Raw genomic sequence first — 18991 nt, forward strand, 5'->3', positions numbered from 1 at the left:
ACCACTCCACGCGTCCAATCAGATCTTGGAGCTGTTCGTCATGCCCGCACACTCCCCGCCTGTCCTGCTGCACCTCCTTACACCGAGGGAAACCGAGATCCTGGGCCTTGTCGCCGATGGCCTGGGGAACCGCGAGATCGCGGCGCGCATCGGCTTGGCCGAGGACACCGTCAAGGGCTACCTGCGCAGTATCCGGACCAAGCTGGGCACGAGCCGCCGCCCGGTGCTCGCCGACATGGCGTGCCGAGCAGGCCATGCAGCCAGGCCCAAGGGTGCGGCGGCCGTGCGGCCGGAGATCTCCGATGCTGAGACGACCACGCTCAGGCTGCTCGCCCAGGGGGCGGGTGCAAGAGAAGTCGCGAAAGCGCAGCTCATGTCGCACCACACCGCCAAGAAGTGCATCCGGCGGTTGCTGGACAAGATGGGTGCCTCCGACGCCGTGCACGGAGTCAGCCTCGCCTGGAGCTGGCACATCCTCAACGCCGACGAAGGAGCGCGATCCTGATGACGGCGTCCAGACTCAGGCGTGCGCTCGTCCTCGACCTCGACGGCGTTCTGCTCGATACGCGGCCGGTTATGCGGCAAGCGTGGCGAGAGGTACGCGAACGCCACGGCATCGACGTGCCGTTCGAGGTGTACGAGCAGCACCTCGGCCGCCCCTTCGACGACATCATGGAAATCCTGGGCCTCACCGAGGCTGATCGTCTCCACGAGACGTATGCGGAGGCATCTCAGCGAGGCTGCGAGTTGGCCCGGCCGTTCGACGGTGTGGAGGAAGTGCTCCACGCATTCGCTGCCGCCGACTGGCTGCTCGGGGTCGTCACGTCCAAACCGTTGGACCGCGCCGCTCCACTGCTGGCTCGGCTCGGGTGCCCCTTTGCCGCGGTCCGCACCCCCAGCGGCCCCGGGCGGGGTAAGCCGGCACCGGACCCCCTGATGCTCGCGCTCGTTGATCTCGTCACTGATCCCGCGTCCGCGATGTTCGTGGGCGATATGGCCGTTGACCGCGAGTGCGCCCGGCGGGCCGGTGTGCCGTACGTGCATGCCGCCTGGGGCTACGGCGAGCCCGGCAGCCCGACACCTGAGATCGCGCGTGACCCGCAGGACCTCCTCCGGGTACTCGACACGAGCTGCGAGTCGGGCCCCTTTGTCACAGGGAGCCTGCTGTGAGCATTGCGAAGAGGAGCGCTCTCGGCCTCGTCCGGACTTCAGTGGGGGAGCAGACCGTCTGGGCGCTCGTCGGGGAAGCGTCCCTTCGGCACATGACGGCTGCCTGCATCACCACACTGGATCTTGAGGCTTTGCCGGTCGATCGAACAGAGGTGGATCGGCACGTCGCCGACGTCATGTCCGCCTTGGAGACGTACAGCTCGCGGCGCGCCGAGACGCCGGGTGGCGCCTCGTGGTTGTACGTGCAGCACGTTCCCGTACGGCGTCTGATCACGCAGCTGGTGCGGAAGCTCCTGGCGCTGACCGCGTGGCCCGAGTTCGCCGCGGCCCCCGGGCCCGTGACCCTTGCCCCGTACGAAGGACTGCTTGGCCTGCGGGACAGCAGCTCACGCGAGTACCGCGCCTACACCGTTACCTGGTCGGGTGTCGCGTACGTCCTTGGTGCGCTGGCGCCGCATAATCCGGCGCGCTCCGCCCGGCTGCGAAAGCTAACAACTCTCCACCCTGATAGCCGACTTGCAGGTATCCCTACGCCTTCGGTCGTATCGGCGGCCGAGGTGGTGGCACTGTCTTGGTCATCCCGGCACGCGCAGACCCTGCTGCCAGTGCTGGAGGAGCTCGCCGGCGCAGGCCGATCCAGCGTGCTGGTCGACCTCGCCACGGACCCGGTGGAGCGCTGCCCAGCCCCCGCGGGCGGGTCCATCACTCTGTGCCCAGCTCCCTCCGAGGCTGTCACCGCCTCTGGAACAGTCCCCGGGCTGCGTCTGGATACCGAAGAACCCGACGGCGCCGATGGCACGGCCCAAGTCGGCGTACACACCGTTCGGTTGGACCGGCTGGAGCGCCTCGCCGCTGCACTTCTGGAAGGGAGCGGCGGGTGTACCCAGCCGTCCTGGCGAGCCGTAGTGCGAGTGGAGGAGTGGCTCCAGGAGCTGCTCGACGCGGTACGCCCGCACACTGTGCTGCTGAGCAACGACACCAGCCCGCTCGGAGCGCTCGCCGCCCATGCCGCGGAGCGGCATGGTGCCACCACCGTGAACGTCCAGCACGGGGCGTGGATACCGGAGTCGGTCGCCTGGCCCGCCCTCCACAGCCGTCACATCGTGGTGATGGGTGACCGCGACGTTGCCCCGGCGAGGTCATGGGTTCGGCACCCCAAGGCGGAGATCCATGTCCTGGGGCAGCCGCGCTTCGATGCGCTCGCCGGCCTCGGGCGCGAAGCACAGCGTCGCTATCTCCAGAAGCTGCTCGGCGCCGACAGCGAGCGCGGTCCGGTGCGGATCGCGGTGTGGGCCTGCCAGCCGTTCGGCCCTGAGCGCCTCCAAGCTCAGGCGGACATCATCCTCGACGGTCTGAAGGCGGCCCAGGGGCACTGGGGGCTCGTCATTGCCCCGCACCCAGCCCAAGGGGGCCACGTCTTCGACCGCCTGCTGCGAGGGGACGGAAAACCACCTGTGGCCGTGGCCGACCCGCGCGTCGGAGCGCGCGGCTGCCTGGCGGGTGCGGACGCCGTGGTGAGCGTGTCCTCCACATGCGGCATCGAAGCCGTACTCCTCGACGTGCCCGTCCTCGAACTGGACCGCCCCGGTGACCGCACGCTTGGTCTCGCAGGGCACGCCGTCGCGCACCGGTGCCGAACGGCTGCCGATGTCACGGACGCGCTCGACCTCGTGAGCCGGGGGAGCGCCCGAGTACCGCGAGAAGTGCGCGATGCGGTGTGCCGCTGGCGAGGCCACAGCGCTGCCGACATCGCCCAGCTCATCATTCGCCAGGCCGAAGCCGGCATCTCGCACACCGACCCAATCGAACACCACCCCGCGGGCGCCGAGTCCGGCCTGCCCCGGGGCGAGGGAGCCACCATCCGATGACGAACCTGACCGCCGACACCGTCGCCGAACTCTTCACCGGGGCCGTTACGTTGGCCAAGAGCGGGGAGAAGATCAGCCCGCGCGGGATGGCCACTCGTGAGGTCCTCGACCTCACCATGCGCCTGACCCAGCCCCGGGCACGACTCTTGTACGCGCCGCCCGCCCGCATTGTGAACCCCGCCTTCGCGGTGGCCGAGACCGTCTGGCACCTTTCCGGCTCCGACGCCCCGTGGATCTTCGACTACAACGCGCGGCTGCGGCAGTACGCCGACGACGGCATCCTCCGCGGTGCGTATGGGCCCAGGATGCGGAACTGGGCCGGGAGGGTCGACCAGCTCCACCGCGTCGTCGAGATCCTCAAGGACGATCCCGACTCCCGGCGGGCGACCATTCAGCTCTACGACCCGGCTCGCGACACCGCCGGCCACAAAGACGTCCCCTGCACACTCGGCTTCCGCTTCCACCTGCGTGGCGGACGACTGCACATGTCGACCACGATGCGCGGCCAGGACGTGTGGATCGGCATGCCGTACGACCTGTTCTTCTTCACCACGCTCCACGAGCTCGTCGCCGGCTGGCTGGACGTCGACCTGGGGGAGTACCACCACCACGTCGACTCCCTCCACATCTACGAACGCGACATCGAGAAGGCCGACGCGTTGACCGATGTGGCAGCGAGCCCGGTGATGCCTGAACTCTCCACGCCGTGGGAGGGGTTCGAGAAGCTCCTCGACCGGGTTGAAGCCGGTGGCGAGACGGGGCACCCGGGCTGGGATGCCATGGCTGAGACGATGCGCAGCTACCGGCTGTGGAAGGGCGGAGAGCGCGAGCAGGCGTGTCGTATCGCTGACGCCATCGAGGGGCCGCTCGGCGAGGCCCTGACCGGCTGGTACGGCGAGCTGAATCGTCGCGTTGGCGGCACGCCGGCTTCCGCACCGGTGGGGACGAGGTGACGACCGCCGTGGACCACGTTCCGTCCGTCGTCCTGGGTGTGTGCTCCTTCACCCACGACTCCGCCGCAGCTCTCCTCATCGACGGCGAGCTGGTGGGCTTTGTCGAAGAGGAGCGCTTGTCCCAGCAGAAACACACCCGCGAGTACCCGCGTCAGGCCATCGGGTGGCTGCTGGGGGAGGCCGGCATCACGCCGGGTGACGTCGATGCAGTCGCGTACAACTTCCAACCCATCCGCTACCTCGCCGAGAGTCCTGCTGCCCTGCGGATGGCTCTGTCGGGCACGACCCGCTCACGGGCCATACCGCGTGCGGCAGGGTTCGCCAAGGTCGCCGTGCGTACCCGGCGTCGCCTGCGGCTCCTCGCTCAGGACTTCCCCGACGCCCGTGTTACCCCCGTACTGCACCACCGCGCGCATCAACTGGCCGCGTTCACCGCGTCGGGCTGGGAGGAGGCGGCTGTTCTCGTCGTCGACAGCCTCGGCGAGCGGCAGACCACCACCATCGCCCACGCTCACCAGAGCGCCCGTCCCCGGGTGCGCATGCTGGAGGGGCTCACGGACCCGGCTTCGCTGGGCTATGTGTACGGGGCGGTCACCGAGCACCTCGGCTGGCGCCGCGGCGACGAAGAAGGCACCGTCATGGCCCTCGCAGCCCTCGGCGACCCCGCCCGATTCCGGCACATCTTCACCCGTGCGGTCCGCACCACAGCCACCGGCTTCGCGGTGGACCCGGCGTACTTCCCACCCCGCGTGCTCACCTCCGGCTACCCACGCATCTCCCCTCGATTCCTCGCCGAGACCTGCCTGGCCCGCCACCCGGACGAGCCGGTCCAGGAGATCCACCAGGACTTGGGCGCCGCCCTCCAGGAGCGCACCGAGCAGATCATGATCCACCTCGCGCGCCGAGCCCGCTTGGTGAGTGGCTCGCGCAGGCTGTGCGTGGGCGGTGGCGTGGCCACCAACTGCGTCAGCATCGGACGGATCATCGACGCCGGCATCTTCGACGAGGTCTTCGTCCCGCCAGCCCCCGGCGACGCAGGCACGGCGATCGGCGCCGCGGTCGCCGTGCACACCGACAGCGGCAGCCAACGGCCCCTGTCCGGGATCGCCCGTACCTGCTACCTCGGCCCGTCCTTCCCGGAGCCGGAGCTGGACCTCACCTCGTGGCCCGGACTGACGCAGAAGCCCCTCGGCACGGACGCCGCGGAGTTTCTCGCGGACCAGCTGGCCCACGGGATGATCGTGGGGCTGTTCCAAGGCCGCGTCGAGGCCGGCCCCCGTGCCCTGGGGAACCGCTCGATCCTCGCCTCGCCCCTCGAAGCCGGGGTGGTCGAGCGCCTGAACGCAACGGTGAAGGTCCGCGAGCCCTTCCGCCCGTTCGCCCCCATGGTCACCGCCGTCCGCGCCCGCGAGTTCTTCACCCTCGGCCAGGACGCCCCGTACATGTCCATGGCCTCCCAGGTGACCGACGCTGCCCGCGAGCGCATCCCCGCGATCGTCCACGCCAACGGCACCGCCCGCCTCCAGACCGTCACCGCGCCACAGAACCCGTTCATGCACCAGGTCCTGGAGGCGTTCGCCCGCCGTACAGGGGTGCCTGTCCTGATCAACACCTCGCTCAACGTCAAGGGAAAACCCATCTGCGGCACCCCGGAGATGGCATTGGACTGCCTCGCGAACTCCGGCCTCGACGCCCTGCTGCTCGAAGGGCGGTGGATCACCAAATGAAGATCGGATACAGCTTCTGGGGCTTCCTCGGAAACGGTGTCACCGACACCCCCGACGGAGGCCGCAGCCACCGCCGGCCGCTGATCGACGCGCTCCTCGGGCGCGGCCACGACATCGTGTTTCTACAGGCCGACCGCGATCGCCTCGAAGCCGGAGACGACCTCGGCGGCGCGTACACCTTCGACGCCGGCATCCCGGACATCGACATGCTGTTCCTCGAATGGCGCTGGCCCGTCGAAGGTCGCAACACCACCGCCTGCGGCACCCAAGGACACACCTGTGATCTTCACCGCCAAGCGGAGCTGCTCCAGCACTACACCGTTCGCCGCCGTACCCCCACCGTGATCTGGGACAAGGACCGGCAACTGCGCGAGGACAGCATCTGGCGGCGGATCCGGAACGTCGAGGTGTGCGAGGCCGCCCTCACGCCCACCCCCGGTGCCCACCGCCTCCTCTTCCCCGTCGACGATGCGCTCCTGGACGGTGCCGACCCGATCGCCCTGGCCAGCGAGGACCGGAAGACGCCGCTCGGTTACGTCGGCAACCAGTACGACCGCGACGACGAGTTCGACCGCTTCTTCGCTCCGGCCGCCGCTCGCTTTGAGCACCAGGTTGGCGGCAAATGGACCGATACCGAGCCCTGGCCACACGTCACCTTTCTCGGCCGAATCCCGTTCAACGCCGTTTCCCGGCTCTACAGCAGTACCTTGGCCACGGTCCTGCTCCTGCCCGAGCGGTACGCCGCGGCCGGACAGATGACGCAGCGGATCTTCGAAGCCGTCCTCGCCGGCTGCCTGCCGCTGGCGCCGGCCGGCATCCGGCACGTCGAGCGGTTTGTGCCCGAGGACCTGGTGGTCAGGACCGGCGGCCACGTGATCCGGCGGATCGCGGACCTCCAGAGGATCGCTGGCAGCCAGCAGCACGCCGAACTGATCTCGGAGTGCCTCGGCCGACTGGGGCTCTTCCGGCTCAGCCACCAGGTCGATGCACTGGAGACGGTGCTGGACGTGGCCACCGCCGCCGCGTCGCCAAGGCGGGGGGCCGCGTGATGAACCGCCTCGCACGGGCCAGCAGTCCCCGATCATCCGTATGTGTTCCGGCGGCCGAGCCGTCCGGGCACCCGAGCACCTCTAGGCTGGAGCACCATGAAGAAGGTCGCCATCGTCGGCTGCGGAGGCAGCGGCAAGTCGGATCTTGCCCGCAAGCTGGCCAAGCTCCTGGATGCTCCAGTGACGCACCTGGATGCCGCGTTCTACGACGACGAGTGGAACGCCTTGCCCATGGAGAAGTTCGCCGAGGTGCAGCGCGGCCTGGTCGCGCAGCCGACGTGGATCATCGACGGCAACTACAACTCCACGCTGCAGATCCGGCTCGAAGCCTGCGACACCGTGGTGCTGATGGACGTCTCGACGCCGGCCGCACTGTGGGGGATCTTTTCCCGACAGATCCGCCACGGCGCCGGACACAAGGGCAACGGGGTGCACAACCGCATCACCTGGGGCGTGATCAAGTACGTTGCGACCTACCGGCGCAAGATGCGACCGCGGGTCATGGCCAAGATCGAGGAATTCGCCGCGGGGCATGCCGAAGTGGTGCTCCTCACCAGCCGCCAGCACACGCGACGCTGGCTGCAACAGGCCGCCGCCCAGCACAGCTGAGCGCTCCGCGCCCCGAGCGGGGGTGCGGCTCGTGATCAACAACCCGTTTCTCGACCCCGACCGGCAGGGCGAGCTGTACGGCAACACCGCCCGGCTGGCCCGCCGCTCAAGCGCACTGATGCGAGCCAAGACCGCAGGACGGCCCGTCCCCGAGACGATCGTCCAGCTGGCCCAGGCACACCGAACCGAGGCCGATCGCCGCCCCGGCCTGGTAGCGGACATCGGATGCGGCCGCGGAACCAGCAGCCGCGTCCTGGCCGAGCAGTTGAAGCCGCAGCGGCTCGTGGGTATCGACGCTTCTCCCGCCCTGGTGGCCGCAGCCCGGAGCCGTGCCGGCCACCACCCCGGGACCCAAGTGGCGTTTCTCGAAGGGGACTTTCACCAACTGCCCTTGCCCGATGAATCGTGTGAGCTGGCTGTTGCGGCGTTCTGCCTCTACCACTCACCCGAACCCGGCCAGGCCATCGCGGAAATCGCCCGTTCCCTGGCCCCCGGTGGGCTCGCGGTGCTGGTCACCAAGGCGCTCGACAGCTACAGCGACATGGACGCCCTCATCGCCGCCGCAGGTCTCGATCCGCGCGCCGAGCGGCACGAGAGCCTTTACGCCACCGCGCACGGAGGCAACCTCGCCGACCTGGCGCAGTCTGCCCTGGACGTGGTGGCGGTCGAGCACGAGGAGCACCGCTTCGAGTTCTCCGGCCTCGACCACGCTGCCGAGTACCTCGCCACCAACCCCAAATACGACCTCGCACCCGGCCTGTACGGCAACCCGGGCGCCCTGGCCGCCGCGCTCCACGAGTGGCACCCGGACAAGCCGATCACCACCACTTCGGTCATCACCTATGTCGTGGCCTGCTCGGTGGGAGGTCGGACGTGACGCCCTTCCACTTCACCAAGCACTACGAGACCCCAGCGAAGGCCGCTGCCGCCGCCCACCACTACGGGTGGCTCGCCACCCATGCGAAGCCGCTACGGCAGCCGGCGCTGATTGTGATCGGGCCGGCCAGCCTGACCTTCGAGCACATCGACGGTCGTCATGCGCAGAAGAAGGACCTGCTGTCCCTCGCCGCGCTCCTGGGCGATGCGCATGGTGCTGCCTGGACAAGCGACCTGGACGCAGCACAGCTGGACATACCTCACGAACTCCGGGAGGGCAGCCTTCTCGCGGCTTTCCGCTCCTGTCGGGAAGTAGCGCTGCGCAACCGGTTGGAGAGGGGCTTTCTGCCCGACACCGCCGCCCTGCACGCGATGCTGACGCTGCTGGAGCGCTCCGCCGAGGGGCCTGCCGCCGTCTACAAGGACAGCAACCCGCGGAATTTCCTGATCACCGAGAACGGCACGGTCTTCAGCGTCGACACGGACGACCTCACCCTCGCGCCCTTCGGATACGACCTGGCCAAGCTGATCACGACGCTGATCATGACGCACGGCCCGATCGACCCACCCGACATCGAAGCAGCCCTGAACAGCTACAACCACGCCGCTGCCCGGCACGACGCCCAGCTGGGGGCGACAAGCCGAGAGCGCCTCGGCGACTTCCTCGCACTGCACGCCGTACTGACCGCGCCGTACGCCGGGCGCCACGGCTACCGCTACGGCTGGCTGCATCAGCGCCAACAAACCCAAGGCACCTCATGATCACCACAGAACTCGTCTTCGTCCGCCACGGCGAGGCTCGGTGCAACGTCGACGGCCGCGTCGGCGGACCCGCAACCTGCACAGGGCTCACCCACCGCGGATACCTCCAGGTCCAGAGAGCCGCAGCCCAGCTGGCCGCCGAGCACCGAGCCCATCCCTTCACCGCGCTCTACGCCGGCCCCCGACTGCGCCTGCAGCAGAGCGGGCAGATCCTCGGGCAGGCCCTCGGCCTGGAGCCCCTCATTGAACCTGGCCTCGATGGCCCCGCTCACGGAGAGGCCGACGGCAAGCCCTGGCACTACGTCAAGACCGCAGCGAACGGCGGACCGCATGCCCACCCAGACCAACCATGGGCCACGGGATCCGACACCTGGAACGGCTACCTCCAGCGAGCCGAGGCGTTTCTCCGCGACCTCATCGCCCGTCACGACGGGAGCCGAGTCCTGTTCGCCGCCCACGGCGAAACGATCCTCGCAGCACACGCCCTCCTGCTCGGACTCGGGCCGATGACGGAAGCCGGCTTCACCGTCTCCCACGCCTCCGTCACTCGCTGGCAGCACCACCACAACCGGCTCGGCCAGCGCCGCTGGATGCTCGACCGGCACAACGACACCGCCCACCTCGCCGCATTAGCAGCGGGAGCGACGCCGTGAGCACGGCCTACGACGATCCGCGCATCCAACTCGCGCGCCAGACGGTCGGAGCTGTCAGCATCGTCGCCGGCCCGACGCTCCCGCCCCACCTCCTGCAGCTCATCGACACCCGCGGCAACACCTACTTCGCAAAGCAGCACAGAAGCCAGGCGCGATACGTCCAAGAGACGCACGCCTACCTGACGTGGAGACGCCATCTCCAAGACCACGCACCTGAGCTAGTCGACCGCCAGGACTCGACGCACATCCTCCTGCTCACCGCGGTGCCCGGTCGGAGCGGTGACGCACTCCTGCCTGGTTCGGACGAGGAGGAGCGGGCGCACCACGATGCCGGAGCTGTACTTCGAGCTCTTCACCAGGCGACGTGCCGTCGGAGCACCGGCGACATGGGAGACAAGCTGGCAGTCCGTCTCCGAAGCTGGGTTGCCAGGGCCGACCGCGCAGACCTCCTATCGGGCACCGAGCGCAACTTCCTCCTACAGATCGCGGACGAGCTGGCCGGCACCTGCATGGACAGCGCCATCTGCCACCTCGACTACCAACCCAGGAACTGGCGCATCGGAGACGGCTTCTGGGCCTTCGACTTCGAGCACATGCGACGCGACGCCCGCCTCAGGGACTTCGCCCGACTCGAATTCCGCCACTGGCAGGCGGCCCCTCAACTGCGCGAGGCCTTCTTCACCGGATACGGCAGTCGCCCCACGGACACCGAACAACGGCTCCTGGTGCGCTTCGGCGCCATCGAAGCCGTCACCGCGCTCGTCCGCGGCCACGAACAGGACGACGTCCTCCTGAGCGCCCACGGCCGCACCGTCCTGTCCCAACTGAGCTGACCACCACCCACCCGCCAACCCACCTCTGGAGAGTTCCGTGTCAGACAGCCCCTCCGCCGCGACCACATCGAGCCCTCGGCGCGCGCTGGTGACCGGCGCGGCCGGCTTCATCGGATCCCACCTCGCCCACGCCCTGCTCCAGACAGGAACCACCGTCATCGGCGTCGACCGTCGCGACCCCGCAAGAGATCAGACGGCTGCCACCAACATGGCCGCACTGCACGGTCTCCCTGGCTATATGCACATCACCGCGGACCTCCTCACCTGCGCGATCGACCCGCTCCTCATCGACGCAGACGTGATCTTCCACCTGGCGGGCATCCCCGGCGTACGGCCCTCATGGGGACCGGAGTTCAGCGAGTACGTCAACTCCAACATCCTCGCCACCCAGCGGCTCATGGACGCCGCCACCCGAATGCACGTCCCCCGGCTCGTCGTGGCCTCCTCCTCCAGCGTCTACGGCCCCACCAATGGCGGCCCCAGCGTCGAAGGTGATCACCCGCGCCCGGCTTCCCCGTACGCGGTCACCAAGCTCGCCGAGGAACAGCTCTGCCTCGCCCACGCCTCCCGAGCCGACTGCCCCACCAGCGTCATCGCACTGCGGTACTTCACGGTCTACGGCCCCCGCCAGCGCCCCGACATGTTCACCCACCGCGCCCTCCACGCCGCCATGACCGGGGAGCCACTGCGTCTGTACGGAGACGGCCACCAGCGCCGCGACTTCACGTACATCGACGACGCCGTCGCCGCCACCATCTCCGCTGCGGGGGCCCCCATCGACACGGGCATCGTCAACGTCGGCGGCGGAGCCAATGCCTCCTTGCTCGACGTGATCAACATCGCCAACAACCTCGCCGGCCGAGAAATCCAGATCCACGCCGACAACGCCCGCAACGGAGACGTATTGACCACCCGCGCTGACCCCCGCCGCGCCCAGTCAGTACTCGGCTGGCAGCCGACAGTCGACCTGCCTACCGGCATGCGCGCACAGATGCAGGCCCTGGCCCATCCCGCGTACCGAACGGCAGCCTGACCACCTGGCGACGAGAGAGGAGCTGCTGTGGAGAGCCCAGAAAAAGCCCGGCTGGACGCCTTCTTTCGACGCATCACCGCACGATTCCCCGCCGCCGGTCAGGCCACCTCGCTGATCATTACGCACCTCCTCCCCGAACGCCCGGCGTTCCTACGCGCGATGGCCCGCACGACCACCGTCGCCGCCGTACTCCCCAAGCCCAAGTCCGTGACCAAAGAGGCCCTGGCAGAGGTCCGCCGCACATACGCCGTCCACGCCCTCACCCGTGAACTCTTCGCCGATCCGACCAGCGCCCTGGAGTACCTCGAAGACACCGCACCCGGTCGCGACGTCATCCTCCTCGACATCGGCGGCTACTACGCCCCCAGCCTCAACACCCTGGTCGACAAGTTCTCCGGCCGCATCCTGGGAGTCGTCGAGGACACCGAAAATGGCCACCAGCGATACGAGGCGCTCGACCAACTTCCCTGCCCCGTGATCTCGGTGGCCCGCTCTCCGCTGAAGGACTGCGAGGACCACCTCGTCGGCCGGTCCATCGTCTTCTCCACGGAAGCCCTGGTCCGCACCCGAGGCGACATCCTCACCAGCCGCGACGCCTGCGTCATCGGATTCGGCAAAGTCGGCCGCAGCATCGCCCAGACCCTGCGAGCCCACGACCTGCGCGTCGTCGTCTACGACAACGACCCGATCAAGCAGGTGCAAGCCCACGCCCAGGGCTTCCGCACCACCGCCACCTGCACGGATGCGATCCGCGATGCCGGTCTCGTGCTGTGCGCCACCGGCAACCTGGCCCTGCGGCAGAGCGACTTCGCAGCCCTGCACAACGGCGCGTACGTCGCCTCGGTCACCTCTTCCGAGGACGAACTCGAACTCGACGCGCTCGACGACCTCTACCGGCGCACCCCAGCCGGGGATCAGCTGACTCGCTACGACGTGACCGGCCACTACTTCTACGTGCTCGCCAACGGCAACGCCGTCAACTTCCTGCACGGTGCGGCCGTAGGCACATACATCCACCTCGTCCAGGCCGAGATACTCGCCGCCACATCCGCGCTCAGCCGGGGCACGCACGACCTGAGTCTCCACGAGATGTCCGCAGACGACCGCCAGGCCATCGCCAGCGCCTGGCTCGACCACTTCGCCAGGTGATTCACATGCCCCCGTCCGGCAGCCACATCCACCACACGATCGAGGCATACCTCGGGCGCTACCCCGACGAGCGGGGAGCACTCATGCCTCTTCTGGACGCTTTGACGCGCTCGGAGGACCCGACCAGCCGCAAGACCTACCCCGGCCACATCACCTGCAGTGCCGTCGTGATCGACCGCCACGATCAAGTGCTGCACATCCGCCACAAGATTTTCGACAAGGACCTCACGCCCGGTGGGCACATCGAGCCTGCCGACACCACTCTCCCCAGTGCCGCCCTGCGCGAACTCCAGGAGGAGGTCGGCATCCCGCCCAGCGCCGTGGTGCCGCTGATGGGCTACGAAGGCATCCCGCTCGACATCGATGTACACGACATCGCAGCCAACCCTGATAAAGGCGAACCGGCGCACCAGCACTACGACTTCCGGTTCGCTTTCCGACTTCTCGGCGAGCGGAAGATCCACCTCCAAGTCGAGGAAGTCACGGACTACCGGTGGCTGCCCTTCGCCAAGGTCCCTGCACCGACCATCGCTGCCAAGCTCGCTCTCCTGCCCAGCTCCACCAGTCCCTGACCCGCCTATCGACCGGAGATCACCGTGGCCGCCACCACAACGAAGTCGAAGCACACCTCGCGCCGGCACGTAGCGGTGATCCCATGCCGCTGGGGCGCCTCACGATTCCCAGGAAAGCCCCTGGCCATGCTCGGCGACAAGCCGCTGCTGTGGCACGTCCACCAGCGATGCCAGGAGGCCACGCGGCTCGATGACGCCATCGTCGCGACCGACGACCCTCGCATCGAGGAGACGTGCAGGAAGCTCGGCATTCGCTGCGTGATGACTGGCGAGCACGCCACAGGCACCGACCGCGTCGCCGAATGCGCCCAGCACCTCGACGCCGACGCGTACATCAACGTCCAGGGCGACGAGCCGTTCATCGACCCGGCAGCGATCGACGCCGTCTCGGAAGCAGTGGCTCACCTCGACACAACCACCCTGGCGGTCAACGCCTACACGCGCGTGACTGACGTGGCAGCGGCCATCGACCACAACGTCGTCAAGGTCGTCGTCAGCGCGGACAACAATGCCCTGATGTTCTCCCGGCAGCCGATCCCGTACCCGCGGGGTCACTACCTTGCCTACCTCCGTCAGCTTGGGCTGTACGCGTTCACGGCCGAAGGGCTGGAGATATTCCGCAAGCTGAGCCAGGGGCCGCTCGAACGCGCCGAGGGCGTCGAGATGCTGCGTTTCATCGAGCATTCGCGCAACGTGCGGATGCTGCCCGTGGTCGATGCCGGCCTTGCAGTGGACACCCCCGAGGACCTCGTCCGCGCGGGCATCCTTCTGGAACAGGCACAGGCCAGCTCCGGTTCTGCTGAGAGGGGCGGGGGCTGACCTTAGGTTCTGTCCGTCCGATCATGTTCGGATCCAGACTGACTTCGGTGTGGTCCCGTACCGGCCATCGGGACGCACGGCTGTGCCCGGGTCGTGGTCTCGGGCGCGCCAGGACCAGCACTTTGTGGTGCACATCGCTCGTTCGGGTGGTTAATGCGCGGAGTAGATCTGCGGGGCTCGCACTTGGCTCTTGACTGGCTGGACTGGAGTGAACTGGCCTATGGAACGAGGTAGTTGGTCGTGATTCGTCATGTGCTTCGAACCTTGCTCGTCGCGCCCTTGGTGGCGGGCAGCCTGTGCACCGCGTCGCCGCCCGCTCAGGCGGACGGCACGACGTGCGGGGAGAAGACCTGCCGTGCGGAGTTCACAAACGACTGGGGGTACCACGAGTTCACCGTGCCGGCCGGTGTCAAGTCCATCACCATGTACGTGTGGGGTGCGGGCGCCGGTGGCGCCGGTGGATCCACCGGCGGTGGTGGCGGCGGTGGCGGCGGCACCGAGGTGAGCCTCGCCACCAACGCCCGGCATCCCGGTGGTGGTGGCGGTGGCGGGGGCGGCGGCGGTGCGGGCGGCAACGGCGGCTCCAGCGGCGGCTACGCCGTCGGCCGGGTCAAGGTGCACCCCGGGCAGAAGCTGAAGGTGGCTGTTGGCACGGGCGGAGAGGCCGGCACCGCCGCCCGGGTGGGCAGCCATGGCGGGGCGGGCTCCGAGGACAACAACGGGACGGCCGGGCAGGACGCCTACCGCCCCGGCGCGGGCGGCATCGGCGGCGGCTCCCAGATCACCGACATCGAGTCCCGCCGCTGGCTGCTCTCCGTCGACGGCAGCTCCGCCGGCCATCCCGGCGCCGGCGGACACGGCGGCAAGGGCGGCTGCGCCGGCCATACCTTGCGCAACTGCGTCTGGGAGCCCCCCTACCGCTACCGCGGTGGTGACGCCGGTGCGCCCGGCGGTGGCGGCGAAGCCCAGCCCGTAAATGGCGGAGCGGCCTGCGGGACCGTCGGCGAGGGAGTCACGGGCACCTGCTACCACTCCAGGGCCGGCGGTCAGGGCCAGAACGGCAACCCGGGCACGGTCGGCACACACGGCGGCGACGGCAGCATCGGCCTACAGGGCCAGCCGGGCGGAGAGGCCGGTGAACCCGGCAAGGGGGCCGCCGGCGGCACGGGCGGCCAGGGCGGCAAACCCCAATACACCGACATCGCACCCCCGGCGAACGTGGGCCTGGGCGGCGCCGGTGGTATGGGCGGTACGGGCGGCGACGGCGGCAAGGGTGGGCGCGGCGGGGTCGGGATCAACCGCCGCCCCGAGGGCAGTGGGCAGGCCGGGCATGGCGGACTGTTCGGCACAGACGGGCAGCGCGGCGGCAATGGCTACGTCCTGATCATCTGGGACAAGCCCGCTTCCTGACGCAGCAGGTTCTCTCGGCCTGCTGCCTGCATTCCGGGATGCCGCGCGTGACGGCCTCGACTCCCTGTGGCGTCGGGGCCGTCACCGCCGGACGGCCCCACTCCGCGGTGGCTCTTCCAACGCCCTCCCCTTCCTACGGTCTTCGGCAGGTGCGGCTCCAGACGCGCCCACTCCTGCTCCGACAGATCTCCCCGGACCGCACCGGCCGCATCGACGTGATCACCTTCCCGTCACGGGACCCGTCGGACACTGCCTGGTCGGGCTCATTGGCTGGCTCGGCGGAGCTGCACTCGGAGCGTGGCGCCGGCGATAGGACAGGGGAATGCCGCGGTCTGCGGCGGGTTGCCAGGACTTCGGTGGATGTAGAGGTCACCAGCCCGGTGGTTTCACCGTGCCCATGGCCTTGGCGACCCTGATCTCGATGACTACGCGTTCAGGGTTGGCCCGTGGCTGCTTGTACCGCTGGGCGTAGCGCGCTTCGGCGTCTGCGACCGATTGCGGGTCGTCTTTGATGACTGCGGCTCCCTCCAGCGTCGACCAGCGACGTCCCTCGGCCTGGCTGACCGCGACGATGACGTCCGGCCCAGCGGCGAGAACGTTGCGAACCTTTTTGCTGGTGCGGCTGCTGATGACGCGGGCGACACGAGTCTCCGCGTCGTACGTCACTCCGACCGGGACGAGGTGAGAGGTGCCGTCGGGCCGCGGAGTGCTGAGGAAGCAGATGCGGCGTTCCTGCCAGAAATCCAGCTCGGTATCGGACTGTGAAGGAGGTGGTGCTGCCATATAGCCATCTTGCCGGCAGCGCCCACGCGGTTGACCAACGGGCAGTGTGCGGGGCTTGCTGTGGCGCTGCTCGGTGCGATCGACGCCGTCGCGAACAGGATGCAGACGGCTACCGAAGTGTCTGCGTGGTCGGCGTCGCGACGCCCGAGACCTGATCCTCGGGCTGCAGGAGCTGACCCCGGGGAGGTGGACTTGAAGCTCTCCTGGTGGCCCATGTGTGAAGCGCTCGATGCAACAGTTGAAGGCTGTTTCCCCTGCCCGCACGACCGTTGGCGGCTGTTCTCGCAACCAGCCATCCCGCAGCGTCCATGCCCCATTGAGCGGGCTTCGGATGCAGCTCGACCTCGCACCCCATCGTCGACAGGAACGCCACCGCGTGCCAAATGTAACTTTTCGTGCAAAGTGGATGTTATGGGTGCGTCAGGCGTCAGGGAAGCGGGCGACATAGCAGAGCGCCTGCACCGGCGACCTGCGGAAAGTGACTTCAGGCGCCTGCCGATCACTGTGCGTGAATACCGAGCTGGATCGATGACATCGGCGCAGCGCACCGATGCCGCTCGCGCGGTCCTGGAAGCGGTGGTTGGCCGTATAGGTCCGCCGACGCTGTACGGGGGAGACGCCTATGGCCCAAACATTCGCTGGCGGACGGATGAGCGGACGCTACTGCTGGACCATGGAGTGGAGGGCCTGCAGCTGTCCGTGCGTCGTACGGCGGAGTTGGAGCAGGAGGAGTTCGCCTGCTTCGAGCGCGGAGTGGGGGAAGGCACTGAGCAGGTGTCGTATGCCAGCAGCCTGCCGTATCTGTGGCAGCTCTACCGCTCCGGCCCTGGCAGCCCTCCGAAGGCCTTCCCCGCGGGCTACGTAGCTCCGGACTGGGAGCGACTGGAGGAGGCGCTGGAGAGCCTGCTGCGCGCGTGGGGCGAACAGCTGCCGGCGCAGGTCGGGGACGACGCGGCCGCGTTCAATATCGTCAACCGGGCCAACAACGACCGCGCTGTGGGGGTCCTCTGTGGACGTATGGACGGTCTGACGGTGCTCGTCGACGACCGTGGCGTGCCCGACGGGGGCACTCCTCCAGAAGAGATGGAGGCTCGGGGCTGGCAGGTGCCTCTCATGGGGTGGTGGGAAGCGAATTTTGCAGAGCCAGGGTGGGGGAGTGCCGCGGCAGCGGCACGTATGGCGGTCGCAGAGTTGCGCCTGCGCGGAGCGCGCTCCCCCAGAGACCTCGGCCTGGACGATGTCAGCTGCGCGGACCGAGGACTGCTGACCCTGCCTGGGTTGGGCATAGGCAGCTGAGGCGGCCGCCGGCCGACACCGGCCGAGGCCTTCGAGGCCACGTACGGCAGCCAGCTGTCGCTCCCGAGGCCTGGAGGATTCTCAGGCGTTGCCCCGCCCGTGCGGCCGGTCTCCTCGCCACGCCCCCCACTGCGGGTCGTCCACCAAGTTCGCGGCGTCCGCTACTAGATCTCGTCGACCGGGTGCCACGTATAGGGGACCTGATCGCGGTTGGCCTCCCACTCGTCACGGTGGATCTCTTCCAGCACCTCAATACGCCGGCGCAGCTGCGCGGTCATCTCCTGGATGCGCTGCACCGCGTCGTTGGAGTCGATGGGTAGCAGAGCGCGAGTGAGCAGCTTGTACTCCTCGGAGGCGCCCTTGACGTGGATTGCCTGCGGCATGCGGACGATGACGGTGTACGGGTTGACCTCGGCGACGTCCCAGCGGCCGTCGTCCTGCCGCGTGGCCCAGATGACGGTGCGGGTCGAAGGGCCGTAGGTCAGCCGGCAGCCGTGCCCCATCAGTTCGCTGAGGATGGGCAGGGCGACGCCCCCCTCGCCGGCGTACGTCGCGGCTTCGGCGGCCGTGGCGACGCTGATCTGTCCGGGGAGCTGACCGTTCGATCGGCGTGTCAGTTCCCCGCTCTCTGGGGCCCGGCCGGACGCCTCTGCGGCCTGTCTCTTGGAGTTGTCGGCGTGCAGCCAGGTCATGATGACCATGCGGCAGTCCGGCAAGGCCGCGGGGAAGAGCGTCTGAGACTCCAGCTCGACGATCTCGAAATTGTGGGCCGGCAGGGACACCCGGTAGTAGAAGGCCTCCCGCGCCTCGGTGACGTCGCAGCGCTCTTCCCACAGCTGCCGAAGGTAGGCGTCTCCGTTGATGATCTCGGCGACGAGGGCACCGAGTTCGGCATCCTGCGGGTGCTGGAGTACGGAGAAGCGCAGCATCGCCAGCCATTCGACGGCGTGCTTGTTCCAGTCCACGAAGACCGTTTTAGCCTCGTCGCTGAGCAGCGACCACCGCATCAGGTTGGCGCCGGGATCCAAGACCCACGGGCACCAGGTCTTCATCGGGTCATTGTACCCGACGATGTTCCACTTCGAGTCGAGCAGCCAGGCCGGATTCGTCTGCTGGTCGAGCAGAGCCTGCACCGCACGGCGGGTAGGCGTATCGAACGCCGGCGCCGGACCAGCAGCGACTGCGCCACCCATGCTGTAGAGGAGCAGGGCCTGAAGCTCGTCGCGCCCGAGGGTGAACAGCTTTCCGATGGCCTCGCACTGCTCGCGGCTCAACCGCGTCGTGGCACCGGTTTCCAGATCGCGGTACCAGCGCACAGAGCGGGTACACGCGTCGGCGACGTCCTGCTGGGTGATCTGTCGGCCGAGCCGTTCACTGGCCACGGCTCTCCAGGCCCGCAGAAGACCGGCGAGACCCATCAGCTGCGCTG

Annotated in this window: 19 protein-coding genes; 17 read left to right on the forward strand and 2 right to left on the reverse strand. The window is 68.6% G+C overall.

Going from position 1 to position 18991, the window contains the following annotated elements:
• The first annotated feature begins 25 nt into the window (after positions 1 to 25).
• The 16 genes from AB0C46_RS13685 (at position 26) to AB0C46_RS13760 (ending at position 15483) form a co-directional block, all read left to right on the forward strand.
• Positions 26 to 505, forward strand: a complete 480-nt coding sequence (locus AB0C46_RS13685; protein ID WP_362827994.1) for a LuxR C-terminal-related transcriptional regulator — start codon at positions 26 to 28, stop codon at positions 503 to 505.
• Complete coding sequence (locus AB0C46_RS13690; RefSeq protein ID WP_362827995.1) at positions 505 to 1170, forward strand: HAD family hydrolase; 666 nt, start codon at positions 505 to 507, stop codon at positions 1168 to 1170. Before AB0C46_RS13685 ends, AB0C46_RS13690 begins: the two co-directional genes overlap by 1 nt.
• Positions 1167 to 3038: a hypothetical protein gene (locus tag AB0C46_RS13695; protein WP_362827996.1), complete on the forward strand. Its 1872-nt coding sequence runs from the start codon at positions 1167 to 1169 to the stop codon at positions 3036 to 3038. The genes AB0C46_RS13690 and AB0C46_RS13695 overlap by 4 nt, the downstream gene beginning before the upstream one ends.
• A complete protein-coding gene (locus tag AB0C46_RS13700) occupies positions 3035 to 3991 on the forward strand; it encodes a thymidylate synthase (protein ID WP_362827997.1) in 957 nt (318 codons plus the stop codon). Before AB0C46_RS13695 ends, AB0C46_RS13700 begins: the two co-directional genes overlap by 4 nt.
• Before the next feature lie 8 nt (positions 3992 to 3999).
• Positions 4000 to 5718, forward strand: coding sequence for a carbamoyltransferase C-terminal domain-containing protein (locus AB0C46_RS13705; RefSeq protein ID WP_362827998.1), 1719 nt, complete (start codon positions 4000 to 4002; stop codon positions 5716 to 5718).
• Positions 5715 to 6767, forward strand: coding sequence for a hypothetical protein (locus tag AB0C46_RS13710; RefSeq protein ID WP_362827999.1), 1053 nt, complete (start codon positions 5715 to 5717; stop codon positions 6765 to 6767). The genes AB0C46_RS13705 and AB0C46_RS13710 overlap by 4 nt, the downstream gene beginning before the upstream one ends.
• A 96-nt stretch (positions 6768 to 6863) precedes the next feature.
• Positions 6864 to 7376, forward strand: a complete 513-nt coding sequence (locus AB0C46_RS13715; RefSeq protein WP_362828000.1) for a topology modulation protein — start codon at positions 6864 to 6866, stop codon at positions 7374 to 7376.
• 31 nt (positions 7377 to 7407) lie between these two features.
• Positions 7408 to 8253 carry a class I SAM-dependent methyltransferase gene (locus tag AB0C46_RS13720; protein WP_362828001.1) on the forward strand — a complete coding sequence of 282 codons (846 nt, stop codon included), beginning with the start codon at positions 7408 to 7410 and terminating at the stop codon, positions 8251 to 8253.
• Positions 8250 to 9014, forward strand: a complete 765-nt coding sequence (locus tag AB0C46_RS13725) for a phosphotransferase (protein ID WP_362828002.1) — start codon at positions 8250 to 8252, stop codon at positions 9012 to 9014. The genes AB0C46_RS13720 and AB0C46_RS13725 overlap by 4 nt, the downstream gene beginning before the upstream one ends.
• Positions 9011 to 9667 (forward strand): histidine phosphatase family protein, encoded by a 657-nt coding sequence (locus tag AB0C46_RS13730; protein ID WP_362828003.1) that lies wholly within the window; start codon positions 9011 to 9013, stop codon positions 9665 to 9667. Before AB0C46_RS13725 ends, AB0C46_RS13730 begins: the two co-directional genes overlap by 4 nt.
• The gene (locus tag AB0C46_RS13735) at positions 9664 to 10500 is read left to right on the forward strand and encodes a phosphotransferase (protein WP_362828004.1); all 837 of its coding nucleotides are present in this window, start codon (positions 9664 to 9666) and stop codon (positions 10498 to 10500) included. Before AB0C46_RS13730 ends, AB0C46_RS13735 begins: the two co-directional genes overlap by 4 nt.
• 37 nt (positions 10501 to 10537) lie before the next feature.
• Positions 10538 to 11533 carry an NAD-dependent epimerase/dehydratase family protein gene (locus AB0C46_RS13740; RefSeq protein ID WP_362828005.1) on the forward strand — a complete coding sequence of 332 codons (996 nt, stop codon included), beginning with the start codon at positions 10538 to 10540 and terminating at the stop codon, positions 11531 to 11533.
• A gap of 27 nt (positions 11534 to 11560) precedes the next feature.
• A complete protein-coding gene (locus AB0C46_RS13745; protein WP_362828006.1) occupies positions 11561 to 12682 on the forward strand; it encodes an adenosylhomocysteinase in 1122 nt (373 codons plus the stop codon).
• Positions 12683 to 12687: 5 nt separating this feature from the next.
• Positions 12688 to 13254, forward strand: coding sequence for an NUDIX domain-containing protein (locus AB0C46_RS13750; protein ID WP_362828007.1), 567 nt, complete (start codon positions 12688 to 12690; stop codon positions 13252 to 13254).
• A gap of 75 nt (positions 13255 to 13329) precedes the next feature.
• Positions 13330 to 14073, forward strand: a complete 744-nt coding sequence (locus AB0C46_RS13755) for a 3-deoxy-manno-octulosonate cytidylyltransferase (RefSeq protein WP_362828137.1) — start codon at positions 13330 to 13332, stop codon at positions 14071 to 14073.
• Positions 14074 to 14337: 264 nt separating this feature from the next.
• Positions 14338 to 15483 carry a hypothetical protein gene (locus tag AB0C46_RS13760; protein WP_362828008.1) on the forward strand — a complete coding sequence of 382 codons (1146 nt, stop codon included), beginning with the start codon at positions 14338 to 14340 and terminating at the stop codon, positions 15481 to 15483.
• A 369-nt stretch (positions 15484 to 15852) separates the two neighbouring features.
• Here AB0C46_RS13760 and AB0C46_RS13765 read toward each other — a convergent pair whose 3' ends face one another.
• Positions 15853 to 16266 (reverse strand): TIGR03618 family F420-dependent PPOX class oxidoreductase, encoded by a 414-nt coding sequence (locus AB0C46_RS13765; RefSeq protein ID WP_362828009.1) that lies wholly within the window; start codon positions 16264 to 16266, stop codon positions 15853 to 15855.
• Between the two features lie 528 nt (positions 16267 to 16794).
• Here AB0C46_RS13765 and AB0C46_RS13770 point away from each other — a divergent pair.
• Entirely contained in the window at positions 16795 to 17562 is a 768-nt protein-coding gene (locus AB0C46_RS13770) for a hypothetical protein (RefSeq protein ID WP_362828010.1), read from the forward strand.
• Positions 17563 to 17726: 164 nt separating this feature from the next.
• On the opposite strand, the gene AB0C46_RS13775 is transcribed toward AB0C46_RS13770, so the two are convergent.
• Positions 17727 to 18944 (reverse strand): helix-turn-helix transcriptional regulator, encoded by a 1218-nt coding sequence (locus AB0C46_RS13775; RefSeq protein WP_362828011.1) that lies wholly within the window; start codon positions 18942 to 18944, stop codon positions 17727 to 17729.
• Between the last annotated feature and the right edge of the window lie 47 nt (positions 18945 to 18991).

The sequence above is a fragment of the Streptomyces sp. NPDC048637 genome, assembly GCF_040650675.1.
Classification (GTDB): Bacteria; Actinomycetota; Actinomycetes; order Streptomycetales; family Streptomycetaceae; genus Streptomyces.